This window comes from Streptomyces sp. NPDC052910, assembly GCF_055585605.1.
Genome location: NZ_JBVJJR010000010.1, coordinates 172,211 through 190,679 on the forward strand (window position 1 = coordinate 172,211; position 18,469 = coordinate 190,679).

Consider the following 18,469-nt stretch of genomic DNA (forward strand, 5'->3'; position numbering starts at 1 on the left):
GGAGCGGAGTTCGGATCATGACTGCCATTTCTTCTGCCGGGGGCCGGGAGGCGGAGCCGGTCGCGGTGATCGGTGCGGGATGCCGTTTGCCGGGGGGTGTGGAGTCCCTGGCCGCGCTGTGGCGGCTGCTGGAGGAGAAGCGGGAAACGGTCGGGCCGGTGCCGGCGGACCGGTGGGATGCGCGGGGGCTGGGGCGGGTGTTGCCGGAGGGTGTGGCGGCTCCGATGCGGTTCGGCGGCTGGCTCGCCGGGGACATCGGCGCGTTCGATCCGCAGGCGTTCGGGATGTCGGGGCGGGAGGCGGCGTGGCTGGACCCGCAGCACCGCCTGTTGCTGATGGTGGCCTGGGAAGCGCTGGAGAACGCCGGAATTCCGATGGAGGAGCTGCGGGGCTCACAGACGGGTGTGTTCGCGGGCCTGTACTCGGTGGACAACTTGCTGAGGGGCCATCGTCGGCCCGAGGAGGCGGACCCGTACTGGTTCTCCGGCGCCATGCACGGGGTGGGAGCGGGCCGGCTGTCGTACCTGCTGGACCTGCGCGGTCCCAGTCTGGCCGTGGACACCGGGTGTTCGTCGTCGCTGGTCGCCGTGCACCTGGCGTGCCAGGCTCTGCGGGCGGGCGAGTGCCCGCTGGCGGTGGCGGCCGGTGTCTCGGCCGCGCTGGGGCCGGAGGTCAGTGCCTCGTCGGCCCGCTGGGAGATGTTCTCGCCCACCGGGCGCTGCAGGGCCTTCGATGAGGGCGCCGACGGATATCTGCGCGCCGAAGGATGCGGCGTGGTGGTCCTCAAGCTCCTGGCCGACGCCGAGCGCGACGGCGACCGGGTGCTGGCGGTGCTACGGGGCTCGGCGGTCAACCAGGACGGCCACTCGGATCAGTTGACCGTGCCGTCCTCGCGGGCCCAGGCAACCGTATTCGCCATGGCGCTGCGGCGTGCGGGTGTGGAGGCGTCGCGGGTGGGGATGGTGGAGGCACACGGTACGGGCACCCCGGTCGGCGATCCGCGGGAGTTCGCCGCCCTCAAGGAGGTCTACGGGTCGGGGCGAGAGCGGTGTGCGATCGGGTCGGTCAAGACGAACATCGGGCACACCGAGCCCGCCTCGGGGATGGTCGGGCTGCTGAAGGCCATCGTGAGCCTGCGGCAGGGCCGGGTGCCGGCAAGCTTGCACTTCACCCGGTTCGGTCCGCGGATCGACTCCGGCGGTTGCCGGTTGTTCGTTCCGACCGAGATGGTGGACTGGCCCGTGTCCGGTCGTCCCCGCCTCGCCGGGGTCTCCTCCTACGGCGTGGGCGGCACGAACGCCCATGTGATCGTCGAGGAGGCACCTGTCGGACGCCGCGTGTCCAAGACCGCTTCCCAAGGCCGTCCGGCCGGGACCACCGAGGACGTCTTTCTGCTGAGCGCCGGTTCGCCGGCCGCGTTGCGGCAGGCCGCCGTGCGCCTGGCCGGATGGATCGAGGGCGAGGGGGCCGCGGTGCCGCTACGGGACGTCGCCTACACGCTGGCGGTGCGGCGCTCGCACGGCGCGTACCGGGCCGGTGTGGTGGCCTGCGGCGGGCAGGAACTGGCCGCGCGACTGCGGCGGTTGGCGGACGGCGAGCGGAGCGAGGGGGTCGCACAGGACCGGGCCCGCCCGCGGACGGGCGAGGTGGTGTTCGTCTACTCGGGCCATGGCTCGCAGTGGGCCGGGATGGGACGGCGGCTCATCGGCCGGGACGAGGCGTTCACCGCCGCCTTGGACGAGGTGGAGCCGTTGGTGCGGGCGGATGGGGGCTTCAGCGTGCGAGAGGCCCTGACGGCCGGGGCGGCGGTGTCGGGCATGGAGCGCGTGCAGCCGACCCTGTTCGCCCTCCAGGTGGCGCTGACGGCCATGTGGCGAGCGCGGGGAGTGGAGCCGGCCGCGGTCATCGGCCACTCGATGGGCGAAGTCGCCGCCGCCGTCGCCGCCGGGGCTTTGAGCGTCGAGGACGGGGTGAAGGTCATCTGCCGCCGCTCACGTCTGCTCGGCCGTGTCAGCGGCGGGGCGATGGCCGTGGTGCGGCTGCCGGCCGACCAGGTCGCCCGGGTCCTTGAGTCCTCGGGCTGCGACGGGGTGGGCGTCGCGGTCATCGCCTCCCCGGACACCACCGTGATCTCCGGTGACGCGGCCCGGGTCGACGCCCTGCTGCGCGGCTGGGAGGAGCGCGGCGACGTCGAGGCGGCCCGCGTGGCGGTGGAGGTGGCCTCTCACTGCGCCCACATGGATCCCATCCTCGGCACGCTGCGCGAACAGCTCGCCGGCCTCCGGCCGCGGACAGCGTCCCGCACGTTCTACAGCACCGTCACCCAGGACCCGCGCTCCCCCAGGATGCCGGATGGCGCCTACTGGGCGGACAACCTGCGCAACGTGGTGCGGTTCGCCTCGGCGGTCGAGGCCGCGGCCACCGACGGCCACCGCACCTTCCTCGAGGTGAACGCCCATCCGCTGCTGGCCGCGGCCGTGACCGCGACCCTGGAGGCGAGCAGCGTCCACGACGCGGCCGTCGTCCCCACCCTGCGGCGTGACCACGACGAAGCGCTGGACGTCGCCACCCACCTGGCCGCCCTGCACTGCGCCGGCCTGCCCGTGCCGTGGGAGCGGACCTACAACCGGGGCCGGTTGGCGGACGTCCCGGGCACCGCGTGGGACCTGCAACACCACTGGATCGAACCATCGGAACTGACCCGGGGCCACGCGGCCGCCGGTGGTGGGGCGCCGGGTCATCCGCTGCTGGGCACCCACCTCACCGATCCCGTCCACCCGCACCGTCACCTGTGGCACGCCACCCTCGGCGCGGAGCCGGCGAACTGGCTCAAGGACCATCACGCCGCCGGGGCGGCGGTGATGCCCGGCGCGGCCTGGTGCGAGATGGCGCTGGCCGCCGCCACGCAGGCCTTCGACGCGCCGGTCGACGAGGTGGGCGTGCTGGACGTGTCCTTCGACTCCTTCCTCGCCCTGGACCGGGCCGGTCTCCACCTGACCTCCTCCGCCACGCTCCGGGACGGCGAGAGGTGCGCGTGGCGGGTACAGACGGCCGACGGCGAACGGCCCGAGCGGCTCGCGGGTGCCACGCTCATCCGCGCGGGCAAGGCGCCGGCGCCGGCGCCCGTCTCCGTGGAGGAGCTGCTGCGCTCCTGCCCGAGGGAAGCGGACTTCCCGGCCCTCCGCGACCGGTGGGCCACCACCTGCGGCATCGGCTACGGGCCGGCCTTCCACGCCGTCCGCTCCCTGCGGCTCTCCGACGCGGACGGCCGCCACGCCGCTCTGGCCCGCGTAAGCATCCCCGATCCGGCCCGCGCGGGCACCGGCGCCTACCACTGGCACCCGGCACTGCTGGACGGATGCCTGCAGACCCTCGTCGCGGTGTGGACGACCGCCGTGGACCTGCCCGAAGGAAACGCCCACCCGCTGGGCATCGGCGAAGTGCGCGTGTGCGGCGACACCACCACCGGCGTCTACTGCCACGCGCGCGCCCACCTGCTCGACGAGCACACGATCACCGGCGACATCCGGCTGCTGGACGCCGACGGGACGCCGGTCGCCTACGCCGCTGACGTCCGCTTCGTCCACACCCCCCGCTCCACGCGCGCCGACCGCTTGCAGAGCCACCTCATCCGACACCGCTGGGAACCCCGGCCACTGACCGCCCCGTCCCGCCCGTCCCCCGGCGTGTGGCTGGTCCTCACGGAGTCGGCGAGCCCGCACCCGTGGCACCGCGACCTGCTGGCCGCTCTCAGCCGGTCCCACGCCCGCGTCGAACGGCTCACCCTGGCCCTGGACGACCGAACGTCCGCCGGCCCACGCCTGACCGAGGCACTCCGCGGCGATTCACACCCCGTCACCGACGTCCTGCTGCTCCTGGAACCCGACACCGGCAGGCGACCGGACATCAGCTCCGTGGAGCGGGCCGAACGGCGCACCGCCCGTCTGATCGACACCGTCCAGGCCCTGACCGCCGACGGCCTCACCGCCCGCCTGCGTCTGCTCAGCCACCACGGCCAGGCCGTTCCCGGCGACGGACGCACGATCGCCCTGGGGCACGCCGGACTGCGCGGAGTCCTGCGCACCCTCACCTACGAACACCCCGAGCTGCGTCCCACCCTGTACGACACCGACACCTCCACCCCGGCCGAAACCATCGCCGTCGAGTTGCTGGCCGAAGACCCCGAGGACGAGGTGGCCTGGCGAAAGGGACAGCGGTACGTCGCCCGGCTGGCCCCGGCCCCGCTGACCCCCACCGAGCGGCACACCACCCGCGTCACCCTCGGCGAGGACCCCGTACGGGTCACCGGCAGCGGCCCCTCCCTCGCCTACACCGTCACCGAGCCCCCGGGCCGGCCCGGAGGACGGGAGGTGGTTCTCGCCGTGCACACCACCTGCCGGCCCGGCCTGCGCACCACCGGAGCGCCCCTCCACGCCTGCGCCGGCACCGTGCGCACCTCACCCGGCCGCGCGCCGGCCGCCGGACAGCGAGTCGCCGCTTTGGTGAGGGGCGAGGACCTGTCCAACCCCGTCCGCACCGACGCGGGCTGGTGCGTGCCCGTCCCCGGTCACCTGGACGCCGCCGCGGTGGCGTGCTCGCTCCTGCCCTACCTGACCGCCCACCACGCCCTGCACCACCTCGCCCGTATCCGCCCCGGCGAACGCGTCCTCATCATCGGCACGGGGTCACTCGACAAGGCGCTCCGGCACACGGCGTCCGCCGCCGGGGCCCGTCCGCGCACGGCCGCTTCGGCCGGGTCCGCCATCAGGCGCGGCGGTTCCTGGGACGCCATCGTCGACACCACCGCGGACCCCGACCCCCGTCTCGGCCGTCTCCTCGCACCGGCCGGACGGCTCCTCACCACCACGGCCCACCCCGCCCCGGCGGAGGACGCCGTCGCCAACACGGGGACGTACACCGTGGACACCGGCGCACTGACGGCGACCGCCCCGGCAACGGTCACGGACCTGCTGTCGCGCATCGCGGGCGGCCTGGCCGACGGCACACTGCCCCCGCTTCCCGCCACCCGGTTGCCGCTGAGCGCTCTGGGCCGCCGGCAGGACACCGACCGGCCACTGGCCCACCAATGGCCCACGGGCACGGTCACCGCCTACCTCCCGCCCGAGCAGGTCCCCGTCGTCCGCGCCGGAGGCGCGTATGTGATCAGCGGCGGGCTCGGCGGACTCGGCATGGTCCTCTGCCGGTGGCTGGCCGACAAAGACGCGGGCACCATCGTCCTCAACAGCCGCTCCCAGCCCACCCCTCAGGCCCAAGAAGCCATCGACGCGCTGCGCGGGGAAGGTACGCGCATCGAGGTCGTGACCGCCGACCTGGCCGAGGCCGGCACCGCCGAACACCTGCTGCGCACCGCCGAACGCCACGGCCGCACTCTGCGCGGCATCATCCACGCCGCGGCCGTCGTCGAGGACGCCACCGTCGCCCGGATCACCCCCGGCCTGCTGGAACGGGTCTGGCGGCCCAAAGCCCGCGGCGCCTGGCTCCTGCACCAGGCCAGTACCGGATACCGCCTCGACTGGTGGGTGGCCTTCTCCTCCTTCGTCCCCCTCCTGGGCTCACCGGGGCAGACCGCCTACGCCGCCGCCTCCGCCTGGCTCGACGCCCTCGTCGCCCACCGCGCGGCCCACCGACTGCCCGTCACCGGGATCAACTGGGGAGCCTGGGCCGACATCGGCCTCGGCGCCCGCACCCTCGGCGAACAAGGCTTCACCACCATCCCCGTCGACGACGCCCTGGCCGGCCTCGAACTGCTCCTCACCCACGCCCGCACCAGCGCCGGCTTCGCCGCCCTCGACCTCGACCGCTGGCTGGAGCCCTACCCGGCCGCCGCGACAGCGCCCTTCCTCGCTCCCCTCCTGCCCACCGCGCCCCCAGCCCGCACGGCCGGCGACAGCGACCAGGGGATGCCGCTCGAAACCCTGCGTCGGGCAGACCCCGGCCAACGAGGGCGCCTGGTGAGGGAACTCCTCACCCGGCAGACCGCCGCGCTGCTGGACTGTCCACCCGAGCGCATCGACGCCGACACCCCACTGGCCGGGCTGGGCATCGACTCCCTCATCACCGTCCGGCTCCGCAGCCGCCTCCAGCAGACTCTGGGCATCCCCCTGCCCCGTACGCTCCTGAGCGCCCAGACGACCATCACCACGCTGGCCGACTACCTCACCGACCACCTGCCACGCACCACAACCGGCCCCACCGCAGAGGTGCTCGAAGGCTCTCCACCCGTGGGCATCGAGCCCACGCCGGCCGCCACACCAGCCCCCACCCGGCAGCCGGGCGAGCCCGAACAGCACCGGGCACAGACACCGCCGTCGCAGGACGGCACCGGCTCCGCGACACCTCGCGCCGTCCGCTCCCACGGTGAGCCGTCGGCCGGCCTGCCGACCCACACCAGCGCGTGGATCCTCAGCCACCGCCCCGTACACCTGGCCGGCGACGAACACGTCCACCTGGAACAGCGCCCCCTGCCGCCCCTCGGCGAAGGGCAGGTGCTGATCAGGAACACCCACATGTCGGTGCACACCTTCATGCTCGGCCAGATGCTGCCCACCCCTCTCGCCCAGTACTGCGACGTGCGTGGTCCCCTCAACCCCACCGCTGCCTGGATCCCCTACGCGGTCGGAGAGGCCATGACGGGACCCGCGGTCGGCGAGGTCCTCGCCTCCCGCACCGACGCCATCGCCCCCGGCGACCTGGTCCGCCACCGCCTGGGCTGGCGCACCCACGCCGTCGCCGACGCCACCGCCGTGGAGAAACTCCCCGACACCGGCCTGGACCCGACCGCCCACCTCGGCCCGCTCGGCCTCAACGGCCTCGCCGCCTACGGCGCCCTCATGGACGGCGGCCATCTCACCGAAGGCGACACCGTCTTCGTCTCCGCCGCGGCCGGCGCGGTCGGCTGCCTCGCCGGCCAGATCGCCCGTCTCCTAGGCGCCACCCGCGTCATCGGCAGCACCGGCACCCCGGACAAGGCCCGCCTCCTCACCGACACCCTCGGCTTCGACGCGGTCATCGACTACACGCAGGGTGACATCGCCGGCCGGCTCCGCGCCGCGGCCCCCGACGGCATCGACGTCTACTTCGACAACGTCGGCGGCGACCACCTCGCGGCAGCCCTCGACGCCCTGCGCCCCCGCGGCCGCATCCTGCTGTGCGGCCTGCACTCCCAGTACGCCCGAGAACACCTCCACTGGCCCGACAACCTCCCCTTGGTCATCGGCAAAGCTCTCCGCATCACCGGCGTGGAAGTCTTCGACTACACCGCCCGCTACCCCGACTTCTCCGCCGTCATGACCCGATGGCTCACCACCCGGGCGCTGACCTGCCCTGTCACCGTCACCCACCACATCGAAAACGCCTACCAAGCACTACAGGGCCTGAGCACGGGAAAGAACACCGGGCAAGCCATCGTCGAACCATGAACACATCGCGCACACCGCCGCTACAGCCTCCCGGCCGTCATCACCGCACGTCTCGCAGCCCCGCCCCGGCACCCGGACCGCCAGGTCGGCACGCACATGCGCAGCAGCGGCCGAGGATGGCGTGCCATCCCGGCTCGCACTGATCGTCTCGACCTACTCGCGCAGGCCAAGGCCGCACTCTTCGTCCCTACACGACTCCCCGCCACTGGGTTTCGACAAGATTTCCTACAAGCCCCCTGAGGCGGCCCGCGGATCCGGTCACGCCTTGGGCAGGGCGCCGAGCCCCTCCCGCAGGTCGTCGGCGTTCATCACGGGGAGCAGCTCGACCTCGGCCTCCATGTCGAGGAAGAAGCGCTCCAGCAGCGCGGGCATCTGGGAGGACTCCTGCATGTCGAAGACCAGGAAGCAAGTGCGTCCGCCGTCCATGCACGTGAAGTAGGCGGCTTCCGGGTGGAGCCGCTCCAGGATGTCCCGCATGGTGTCGGCCATGGTGCCGTTCCTGACCGTCTCGTTGGCCGTCTGGGTGTCCAGTCGGGCCCTGAGCAGAGTACGCATGGCCCTCTCCTTCGCGACGGCGTGCCGCGCCCGGTGCTCGGGTTCCGCGCCGGTGGAAGCGCGGGACGTCCCTTCCACCGTCCCTCTGGGGTCGTCGGCGAGGCAAGGGGTGCCCGGGAATGAGGTGACCACCCGGAACGGAAGGTACCGCCGGGGCGGAAGGGGCTTCCGGGAAGGAAGGTACCGCCGGGGAGACGGAAGCGGCCCGGACGGCGAGGACCGGCCACGTCCCGCCACACCTCGGCTCAACCTGACCTGTACATGACCCTACGGCGGTGGTGGCATGTCTCGCGCAGTCACTCGGCGGAGCAGTTGGAGGCATCCCCATGTGGAAACCGGCACTGATCGGCACCGCGGCCGTGGCGCTCGTCGCCACCGTCTTCTCTCCCCAGGCCACGGCGGCCGAAGGCGCGCCGCCGCCGGGCAGGATTCAGATCGACGTGGTCTCCGTCAACGGGTCCGGCTGCCCGGCCGGGACCGCGGCGGTCGCGGTGGCGGGGGACAACACGGCCTTCACCGTCTCCTACAGCAACTATCTGGCCCAGGTGGGCCTGGGCTCCAAGCCCACCGACTTCCGCAAGAACTGCCAGCTCGGCCTGAACGTCCACGTCCCGCAGGGCTACACCTACGCCATCGCCAAGGCGGACTACCGGGGGTTCGCCCACCTGCAGAGCGGGGCGACGGGCCTGGAGAAGGCGAGCTACTACTTCCAGGGCATGCAGCAGACGACCTCGGCGAACCACCGGTTCGCGGGCCCGTTCAGCGACGACTGGCAGACCACCGACGTGACGGACGTCGACGCGCTGGTCTACGCGCCCTGCGGCGCCCAGCGGATCCTCAACGTCAACACCGAGCTGCGGGTGAGCGCCGGCTCCTCCGACCCGGCGTCGACCACCAGCTTCATGGCGATGGACTCGGCCGACGGCAGCGTCAACACCCTCTACCACTTCGAATGGAAGCAGTGTTCCTGACCCGCGCGGTGTTCCTGATCCGTGCTTCATGCGCGCCCGCGGGCGCGGCGCAGTGGGAGGGGTCTTCATGCGCGGACGCACCAAGCTCAGACCGGCCGTGCTCGGCGGCGCCGTGGCGGCCCTGCTGACCGTCGCGGCTCCGCCGGCGGGCGCCACTCCCTTCGGGGTGCCGCCGCCGGACAAGGTCGTGATCGACGTGGTGACCGTCAACGGGTCGGGGTGCCCGGCGGGGACCGCGAACGTGGCGGTGTCGCCGGACAACACGGCCTTCACCGTGTCGTACAGCAACTACACGGCCCAGGTGGGCGTCGGCTCCAAGCCCACGGACTTCCGCAGGAACTGCCAGCTCAGCCTGAACGTCCACGTTCCGCAGGGCTTCACCTACGCGGTCGCGCGAGCGGACTACCGCGGGTTCGCGCATCTGGAGAAGGGGGCCTCGGGGCTGGAGCGGGCGAACTACTACTTCCAGGGGATGCAGCAGACCTCGTTCGTCAACCACCACTTCACCGGTCCGCTCAACGACAACTGGCAGACGTCCGACACCACGGACATCGACGCCTTGGTCTACGCGCCCTGTGGGGCGATGCGCTACTTCAACATCAACACGGAGCTGCGCGTGGACGCCGGCACCTCGGACACCGCCAAGACCACCAGCTTCCTGATGATGGACTCGACGGACGGCAACATCAGCACCCTCTACCACTTCGCCTGGAAGCAGTGCCCCGGGACGTGAGCGGTAGCCCGGGGACGTGAGCGGTAGCACCGGGAAGGGAGCGGTAGCGCAGGAAACGGAGCGGTAGCGCCGCGACGTGAGCGGCGGCACCCCGCGAGGTGAGCCGTATCCCGCGAGGCGCGGGACAGGCGCCCGGACGCGGACCGGCCCGCCCGGCGACGGAATGACGTCGCCGGGCGGGCCGGTGCGGGATGCCGAGGCCGGGTCGGCGCCTCAGTCGTGCGCCTCGGCCTCCACCGGCTTCGGGATCAGGAACGAGGCCCCGATCGCGGCGGCCAGGATCACCAGCCCGGCGATCATGCCGGCGACGTAGCCGGTGGGCGAGGACGCGTCGGAGGGTGCCGTGGCCGTCTTCACCGCGTAGAGCGCGGCGAAGCTGAGGCCGGCGCCGAGGTTGAAGGCGCCCGCGTTGAGGCCGGGCAGGAACCCGGGGTTCTCCTTGGGCGACAGGACGATGCCCAGCCCGTTGAGGACGATGTTGGCCACGCCCGCGTAGGTGACGCCCACCAGGAGCGAGGTGACCAGCAGCAGGACCCGTGAGTCGGCCGGCACGGTCACGATCATCAGGACGACCGAGGCCACCGCGCCGGCCAGGCCCAGACGCAGCACCCGGCCGTAGCCGTAGGTGGCGGCGAGCCGTCCGGCCACCGGGCCCATGGCGAGTCCGGCGAGCGCGTACGGGGTCAGGGTCCACCACGCGGACTCGCTCGCGCTCATGCCGAGGCCCGCCTGGGCGTCCTGCGCGAAGGCCGGGATCAGGCCGTTCATGACGGCGAACACGCCGGTCATGGTGAGCACGGTGGTCAGCAGGGTGGCCCAGGTGGAGCGCTGCTTCAGGTGCCGGGTGGCGACCAGCGGGTGCGGGGAGCGGTCCTCGGTGCGCCAGAAGAGGGCGAAGGCGACCGCGGCCACCACGACGAGGCCGGCGACGAGCGTCCAGTTCGCGGCGCCCAGCTTGCCGGCCTCGTTGAGGGCGACGAGCAGCGAGCCGACGGAGACGACGAGCAGGCCGACGCCGGGCCAGTCCATCCGGCGGGCCGACGGCACCTTGGTCTCGGGGGTCATCGTGGCGACCATGACGGTGGCGACGAGGGCGACGACGGCCATCGCCCAGAAGACCGACTGGAAGCCGTGGTGGTCGGCGAGGTAGCCGCCGCCGAGGGAGTCGATGCCCGCGATGCCGCCGTTGACGGCCGTGATCACGCCGAGCAGGGTGCCGTAGCGCTTGGGCTCGGGCACCTCGACCCGCAGCATGATCAGGCAGAGGGGCACGGTCGGGCCGGACGCGCCCTGGATGACGCGGCCCAGGAAGAGGACGGGGACGCTGTGCGCCAGCGCGGCGACGACGCAGCCCACGGCCATCAGGGCGAGCATCCCGACCAGTACCTTGCGGCGGCCGAGGATGTCGCCGAGGCGCGGGAGGAACAGGGAGAACAGGGCCGCCGAGGTGAAGAACGCGGTCTGGGTGAGACCGATCTCCGCGGAGGTGGCGCCGAGGCTGTCCTCGATGCTCTTCAGCGCGGGGCTGAGCATGCTCGCGTTGAGCTGGAAGGCGATGCAGGCCGTGAGGAGGGCGGTGACCAGGACGGCCACCCGGGTGGTGCGGCCGGCCGGGGCGCCGGTGGTGGCATCGGCGCCGCGAGGGCCGGTGTGAGAAACGTTCATGCCTCGACGTCTTCGTGGGGGGTGCGACGGAAGGACCCGCTGTCCGGCGGGACAGTGGCGGAACGGATTCCGGGAGGTGCGGCACCGTGTCCGCCGTTCGCGGCGTGGCCGTTCCGTGGGCCGGAACGAACCTGGTCACGAACCACCCGTACGCCCAGTCCGTGGCCAAAGGTACCTGTTCCGGACGGCTGACCGGAGTCAACCGTTCCGCTCTCGGGCCGGACAGCTCCCCCGCGTCACCCCCTGACGCCCGCGCCGTCACCCTCCGCTACGGCGGCCGGTCGCCTCGGCCGCCTCCCGTCGGGCCGTCCGGCCGCCCCCGTCAGACGGAGCCCATCGTCTCCGCGAAGGCCTCCGGGTCGGTGTCGAAGCCCCGGACGAGCGGGCGGAAGGTCCACAGCCCGGCGGCGTCCCGGACGAACTCGCCGACCGTGGCCGCCGTGGACCCGCCGACGGACGCGAAGTCCTCCTCGGTCAGCACCTCGTAACCGGCCACGATCTGCACCCGGGGCCCGGCCACGTCCGCGAAGGTCAGCCGGCCGTCGGTCTGCTGGGCGGCCACGCCGACGACGACCCGCCCGTTGGCCTCGGCCATCCGGAACAGCTCGACGGTCATCACCTCGTCCCAGCCGAAGCCCTTGCCGTTGCGGCTGTCGCGGTTGAGGGTGACGGTGCCGTCGGGCGAGCGGCGGCCGAAGTGCACCAACTGGGACGGGGCGCCGTGCGGGTCGTCGGCCCGGAAGACGGCGATGACGAGATCCAGGTCGTGCGGGTCGGCGCCGTAAGGCGCGGGGTCCCACTTCAGCCGCACCTCCGCCTTCTCGATGCCCTTGCCGAAAACGCTCACGCGTCGCCCTCCCCGCGGTCCGGTGCCTGGTCCCCCACATGATGGCGTGGACCGGGGTGGCGCCGGAAGGGCAATCCGGCGGCACCCCACGGCGGGGGGACGCGGGGGCCCGCGGCGCCCGTGGCCCGCTCGGCCGTGCGCCCGCTCCTCTGAGGGGTGTCGCGTGGTGACGCACCACCGGAAGGGGGCGGCCGGCGGACGCCCGGTCCGGCCGATCTCGCGGGCCTTACGCCGTGCCGGCCACGGCGTGGGGGCGGCCGTCCGTGCTCACGCCTTCCGGTACCGCCGCCGCATCCACGGCAGCGCCAGGGCCCACAGCCGCCGCCACACCGGCCCGGGAAGGAACCGGCTGCGTTCCTCCCGCGCGACCCGCCCGTGCGGGTGCTGGAGCAGCCGCGTGGAGGGCGCGGCGTAGCGGCGGCGGTACTCCAGGGCGACCACGTGCTTGACGCTCTTGTAGCCGTACTCCTCGGGGGCCACCAGCCGGACGGGGGCGCCGTGCTCGGCGGGCAGGGGTCCGCCGTCGAGGCGGTCCGCCAGCAGGACCCCGTCGTCCCGGGCCGCGGCGAGCGGCCGGCAGTCGCGGTAGCCGTCCAGGCCGGTGACCAGCAGCCAGCGGGCGCGCGGGTGGGGTTGTACGGTCTCGGCGATCAGCCGCTCCACGGCGTGGAAGGGGACGCCCTCCCAGGTGAGGTCGCGCGCCGTCCAGGTCGAGACGCAGTGCAGGTCGCCCCGGCGGATGCGGCGTGGGCCGGCCGCGCGCAGAAGTTCGGCGAGGTCGAACTGGGCCGGGCGGGCCACGTCGCCGCCGACCACCAGCACCGGCCGGTCGGGGACGGCGACGTGGCGGTGGGCGAACTGCGGCGGGCCGAAGCGTTCATGGGGGGCGACGTGCTGGCCCGGCGGCAGCGGCCGCCCCGATGCCCGTACCTCGTCGTCTCCGGCGAGCGCCGGCTCTGTGCGGTCCATGGATCCAGGCTGCCACCGGCGGCCGGGCCGCGCCGCGCGAACGGTACGCCCCGCGTTCCGGCCGCGGCCTCCGCTCCCGGCGACTTCGGTGCGGACGTCTTGTCAATGCAATGTCACATTACTACGTTACGCATCACACAGCGCTCAGCGGCCGGACCACAACGCGCCCCGCGGTTCGGGCGGTTCGGCCTCCCCACACTTCCCCCCACTCTGGAGACAACGGTGTCCCGACCCAGACCCGTCCGCCGTTCCCTGCTCGCCGGCGCCCTCGCCGCCGCCCTGACGGGGGCGGTCACGGCCCCGGCCCTCGCGTCGGCCGCCGTCCCCCCGCCGGCGGGCGCCACCGCCCGGCCGGTGCCGGCGGCCGGCCCGGACCCCGGGCACGACCGGGCCGACCGGCTGGCCCGGGCTCCCCGCCCGGCGGCCCACGTCCTGCCGGCTCCCGGCGGGCTGCCCGAGGGCCGGGTGCCCGGCGCCCGTACCCCCGCGCCCCGGCCGGACGGCATCCCCAGGCCCTCGCTCGCCCCCTGCACGCTCGACGGCGTGACCGGCCTGAAACCCGAGGCGTTCGCCGACTTCCTCGCCGATCCGGCCGTCACCGCGGACGGCTGCCTCCGCACTCTCCTCTGGACCTGGGACGCCCGGCTCGCCCCCGTCATGTCCGACGCGCACGTCCAGGCCGTCTCCCGCCGGATATCCGCCCTCGCGCCACGGCACGACGGCCGGAACGGCGGTCACCTGCTGGAGATGCTGACCTACCTCCACGCCGTCGTGTACCACGACTTCTCGCGTACGGAGATCGACGTCACGGACCCGCCGACCACCGAGGCCATGCGCCGCGCGATCAGCGCCTTCGGCGGGGCGGCGCACAGCTTCGACGTGACGCGTTCCAACGCGGAGAGCCTGCGCGAGGCCCTGTACGCGGGCAGCGGGCCCGGCCTGCGCCAGTCGCAACCCGGCCTGATCCGCAAGGTGTTGGCGACCATGGACCCGTACCACACCACCACGTACAAGGACCCGTCCTGGGGCGGCGCCGCCCTCGCCGGCCTGTCCGTCAACTACCTGGGCCTGTACCCGGGGAACAAGGACACCGCGTTCCGCACGGTGGTGTCCGCCAACCCCGCCTACCGCGAGGCGTTCCGCAGGTTCGCCGGCTACCGGCACCTGAAGGACACGCCCAACGCGTGGGTGGCCCGGGACGCGATCGGCGAGTACGGCCGCTTCGGTGAGGTCGACGCGCTGAGGAAGGAGACGGTGTCCGGCCTCGGCGCGCTGCTTCCGGTGGCCGAGCGGAACTTCGGCGCGCTGAGCTCGCCGTGGGCCAAGGCGGTCGGCTGGCTGGTCCACTACCAGGCGTGCGCCGCGTACCGCGTCTGCAAGCCGGACGTCGAGCGGCGCCTCTTCCCCGCCGCCTACTCCTACGACGGGGGCGGCATCACGGTGCGCACCGCCCTGGACCGGGCCACCGTGGACAGGCTGTATTACGCGAGCAAGCAGGTGAAGGCGCAGTTCCACCGGGTGCTGGGCAGCGAGAAACCACTGGCCGGGGACGACAACGCCACCCTGCACATCGTGCTGTACGCCTCACGGGCCCAGTATGAGGACTTCCAGCCGCTGCTCACCGGGCTGAGCACGGCCAACGGCGGCATGTACATCGAGCAGGGCGCGACCTTCTACACGTACCAGCGCCGCGTCCCGCAGGACTCCTCCCTGACCCTGGAGGAGCTCTTCCGGCACGAGTACACCCACTACCTCAACGGACGGTGGGCGGTGCCCGGCCTGTTCGGCGAGGGCCGCTGGTACGAGGGCGACCGGACCACCGCGATGGACGAGGGGACGGCGGAGTTCTTCGCCGGCGCCACCCGCGGTGAGGGCGTCAAGGTGCGCAAGTCGCTGGTCCGGGGCGTCATCAAGGACACGGCGAACGGCGGCCCGCGGATGAGCGTCGACCGGTTGCTGCATGCGACGTACGACGGCGACGGCTTCCGCTTCTACGACTACGCGGGCACTTTCTTCGAGTTCCTCTGGACCGAACGGCCGTCGCTGCTGCGGGAGATGTACGGCCTGCTGCGGGCGGACGACCCGGCCGGGTTCGACGCGTGGCGCGACCGGACCGGCAAGGACGCGGGGATCCAGCGCGCGTACGACGCCTTCCTCGACCGGCGGATCGCCGAGGTGGACCGGCTGTACGTGCCCAGTACGGACGTCACCCCGAACGACCGGCTGCGGGACTCCTCCCCCGAGGCCGTGCGCGCGTCCCTGGCCTCGGCCACCTCGCTGACACCGGCCTGCGCCGCCGGCCCCGACCCGTCGGTGCGGCGCTTCGTGTGCACCGGCCGCATCACCGCGAACCTCGGCGACGCCGCCGACCCCGACCGCGTCTTCCGCGACATGTCGGACACGGTCGACTACTTCCTCCTGGAGCGGGCCCGGCCCGCCTCCACCAACCTGGCGGAGATGAACTGCTCCTTCGGCCCGGTGGACGTCTGGTCCGACGGCCGGGCCGGGACCGCCGACTACTCCTGCGAGGGCCCGCTGCGCACCTGAGCGCCGGTCCGACCGGCCGCCCCGGGCTCCCGCTCCATCGGCGGGTCGGCGGGGGCGTGGGGCTCGGGGCGCAGCAATACGGCCCGGGCGACGGCCGGCGCGAACAGGGCGGAGGGCGGGAGGACGAGCCCCGTCACCGCCCGGAAGGTGGCCCCGACCAGCGGGTCGCCGGTGGCCCGCCGGGCGACGCGGGACATGTACCACGCGCCCGGCCGGTCGGCGGCCCGGGCCCGCGCCGCGTTCCCGACGGCGCACGGCAGCAGCCGGTCACCACCGGCGGAGACGCTCCACGCCGGGCGGACGGACGCGGACAGCGCCCGCCGCACCCGCCGGGTGGCCGGCACCCGGCGGGTGTCGTCCAGGGCGGCGCGCAGGGCCAGGGCGTTCAGCGCGGCCACCGCCATGCCCTGGCCGTAGACGGGATTGAAGGCGCACAGCGCCTCCCCGACGGCGAGGAAGCCCGCCGGGCGCCGGCCCGGCCGGTCGTAGCGGCGGCGGACGTTGGCGGTGGCCCGGTGGCCGTGGGCCGGGGCGAGCGGTTCGGCCTTGTCGATCCACTCGCCGAAGACGCGATGCGGGAGACGGTCGGCGAAGGCCCTGAACCCGGCGTCGTCGGTGGGCGGTTCACAGCCCCGGAGCCCGGAGAGCAGGACGGTCCAGCGGTCGCCCTCCATCGGCAGGATGAGCCCGCCGTACGGCTGGGTGGCGTCCGGGACGATGTAGATCCCCCGGAACGGCGCGTCCGCGTTGCCGCCCGCCCGGTAGAACCGGGTGGCGTAGGCGAGCCCGGTGTCGATGCGCTCCTCGTGGGGCGGTTCGGCGCCGAGGTCCGTCAGCCAGCCGGGGGCCTTGGAGGAACGCCCCGAGGCGTCCAGGACCAGGTCGGCCGGGATCGTGCCGGGCCCCTCCCCCACCCGTCCGGCACCCCGGGCGCGCAGCCGGACGCCGCGCACCCGGGTGGCGTCACCCGTCAGCCCGGTGACCTCCCTCCCCTCGACGAGCCGGATCCGGGGGTGGGCCAGGACCCGGCGGCGTACCACCCAGTCGACGAGAGGGCGGGAGGCACTGAGGAAGCGGATGGTGGCGGGGGTGCGCCGGTACCACCGGCCCGCCTGCCAGTGCAGCAAATCGTCGGGCATGCCGACCGCCGGAGCGCCGTGCGCGCGCAGTTCGTCCACGACACCGGGCAGAAGCCGTTCCAGCGCCTGCCGGCCACTCTCCAGCAGCACATGGGTGTGCCGGTCCTGCGGCAGGCCGGACCGGTGCTCCGGTCCGTCGGGGAACCGGTCGCGTTCCACGACGGTCACCGTGTCGGCGTGATCGGCCAGCACATACGCGGCGAGCAGCCCGCTCAGACTCCCTCCGACGACCACCGCACGCCGCTCACCCTGCCCTGCCACCCGCCGAACTCCCGCCGTCCCCGCCATGTCACCCACCCCGGACTCCGACCGCCCCGGCTCGCGCGGCGGTACACCTCCCTGTCCCCCGAGCGCGCCCACGCTACCGAACGGCGGGCGGCTCGGGGGTGGTTACCGGGGGAACGGGAGCGCGGTGTCCGGGACCGCCGGCCCGAGGACGCGCGTGTACGCCCGGCTCAGCCCTGCGCCTCCTCCAAGAGAGCGGCCACGCCGTCCAGGAAGCGCCGCAGGCCGAACTCGAAGAGGTCGTCGAGATCGAAGTCGTAGGGGACGGCGGTGAGCCGTGCCATCGTCGGGAAACGGCCGCCGGCCAGCACCTGCCGCAGGGCGGGCTCCTGGGCGTCCATCCAGCCGTCGGTGTCCATACCGGTGACTTCCACGGCCTCTTCCTCGGCCTCGATGTTGACAGCGGTGCCACGGATGTAGTTGATCAGACTCAGGTGGGTGGAGAAGACCGTCGCGGCGTCCAGCCCACGGCCGTCCAAAGCACCGAGCACCCATTCGGTGAAGGGCAGGGCGCTGGGCACGAGTTGGGGGCGGGTCACCGAGAGGGCGGGGGCCAGCCACGGATGGCGGCGGAACACCCGCCACAGCAACCGGGCCGCGACGGTCAGCCGCTCCCGCCAGTCGTCCGGCGGGACATCGGGGAACGGAGTCCGGGCGAAGGCGGCCTCCATCATCCGCACCAGCAGGGCGTCCTTGTCGGACACGTGCCGGTAGAGCGACATCGTCGCCACCCCGAGGCCGGTGGCGACCCGCCGCATCGAGACGGCGGAGAGCCCCTCGGCGTCGGCGACCGCCACGGCGGTCCCGACGATCCGGTCGAGCGTGAGGCCCTGGTCCGCACCGCTCCCCCGCCGGGCCGAGGCGGTCGCCGGCGCGGCCGGCCGACGGGCCTCGCGCTCCGCACGCCGGGGCGGCGCGGCGACGACGGTGCCGACGCCCGGAACCACTCGGACCAGCCCCTCGTGCCGGAGCTCGGTGAGCACCTTGGTCGCGGTCGCCATGGCGACGCCCCACTGCCGGGTGATCTCGCGCGTCGAGGGGACGCGATCCCCCGGGGTCAGTTCGCCCGTTTCCACGCGCCTCCGGATCTCCTCGACGATCCGGCCGGAGCGCGAGCCCGTACGCCGATCCACGATCCCTCTCTCTTCCCGCACTAGTGCACCTTGGAGGGCATCACCGTAGCGGCGCGTGCCGGGCGATGCGCCAACGGCCCGGCCCGCGAGGCCGCCCGCAATCCCACCGCACTAGTGCACGTCCAACCCCAACTCCACTGTATACGCGGGCTTTTACGGGCCAACCCGGCTTGCCGCCTCCAGTGC

General features: G+C 73.5%; 10 protein-coding genes. 4 read left to right on the forward strand and 6 right to left on the reverse strand.

Going from position 1 to position 18,469, the window contains the following annotated elements; genetic code table 11:
- The first annotated feature begins 17 nt into the window (after window positions 1-17).
- A complete protein-coding gene (locus ACZ6X9_RS29015) occupies window positions 18-7,439 on the forward strand; it encodes an SDR family NAD(P)-dependent oxidoreductase (protein WP_469780974.1) in 7,422 nt (2,473 codons plus the stop codon).
- 258 nt (window positions 7,440-7,697) lie between these two features.
- Here the strand turns inward: ACZ6X9_RS29015 and ACZ6X9_RS29020 are convergent, their stop codons facing one another.
- The gene (locus ACZ6X9_RS29020) at window positions 7,698-7,994 is read right to left on the reverse strand and encodes a hypothetical protein (RefSeq protein WP_469780975.1); all 297 of its coding nucleotides are present in this window, start codon (window positions 7,992-7,994) and stop codon (window positions 7,698-7,700) included.
- Between the two features lie 326 nt (window positions 7,995-8,320).
- On the opposite strand from ACZ6X9_RS29020, the gene ACZ6X9_RS29025 reads away from it, so the two are divergent.
- The gene (locus ACZ6X9_RS29025) at window positions 8,321-8,965 is read left to right on the forward strand and encodes a DUF4360 domain-containing protein (RefSeq protein ID WP_469780976.1); all 645 of its coding nucleotides are present in this window, start codon (window positions 8,321-8,323) and stop codon (window positions 8,963-8,965) included.
- A 67-nt stretch (window positions 8,966-9,032) separates the two neighbouring features.
- Complete coding sequence (locus ACZ6X9_RS29030; protein WP_469780977.1) at window positions 9,033-9,698, forward strand: DUF4360 domain-containing protein; 666 nt, start codon at window positions 9,033-9,035, stop codon at window positions 9,696-9,698.
- A gap of 213 nt (window positions 9,699-9,911) precedes the next feature.
- Here ACZ6X9_RS29030 and uriT read toward each other — a convergent pair whose 3' ends face one another.
- From uriT to ACZ6X9_RS29045, 3 genes are all read right to left on the reverse strand, one after another.
- Window positions 9,912-11,363 carry a uridine transporter UriT gene (uriT, locus tag ACZ6X9_RS29035; RefSeq protein WP_469780978.1) on the reverse strand — a complete coding sequence of 484 codons (1,452 nt, stop codon included), beginning with the start codon at window positions 11,361-11,363 and terminating at the stop codon, window positions 9,912-9,914.
- 322 nt (window positions 11,364-11,685) lie between these two features.
- A complete protein-coding gene (locus ACZ6X9_RS29040; RefSeq protein ID WP_469780979.1) occupies window positions 11,686-12,210 on the reverse strand; it encodes a TerD family protein in 525 nt (174 codons plus the stop codon).
- A 267-nt stretch (window positions 12,211-12,477) separates the two neighbouring features.
- Entirely contained in the window at window positions 12,478-13,179 is a 702-nt protein-coding gene (locus ACZ6X9_RS29045; RefSeq protein ID WP_469780980.1) for a molybdopterin-dependent oxidoreductase, read from the reverse strand.
- A gap of 222 nt (window positions 13,180-13,401) precedes the next feature.
- Here ACZ6X9_RS29045 and ACZ6X9_RS29050 point away from each other — a divergent pair, with 222 nt between their 5' ends.
- A complete protein-coding gene (locus ACZ6X9_RS29050; RefSeq protein ID WP_469780981.1) occupies window positions 13,402-15,726 on the forward strand; it encodes a collagenase in 2,325 nt (774 codons plus the stop codon).
- Here the strand turns inward: ACZ6X9_RS29050 and ACZ6X9_RS29055 are convergent.
- Together ACZ6X9_RS29055 and ACZ6X9_RS29060 are read right to left on the reverse strand one after the other, a co-directional pair.
- Complete coding sequence (locus tag ACZ6X9_RS29055) at window positions 15,696-17,153, reverse strand: FAD-dependent oxidoreductase (RefSeq protein WP_469780982.1); 1,458 nt, start codon at window positions 17,151-17,153, stop codon at window positions 15,696-15,698. The genes ACZ6X9_RS29050 and ACZ6X9_RS29055 overlap by 31 nt on opposite strands.
- Before the next feature lie 167 nt (window positions 17,154-17,320).
- Window positions 17,321-18,283 (reverse strand): TetR/AcrR family transcriptional regulator C-terminal domain-containing protein, encoded by a 963-nt coding sequence (locus tag ACZ6X9_RS29060; RefSeq protein WP_469780983.1) that lies wholly within the window; start codon window positions 18,281-18,283, stop codon window positions 17,321-17,323.
- Window positions 18,284-18,469 lie beyond the last annotated feature (186 nt).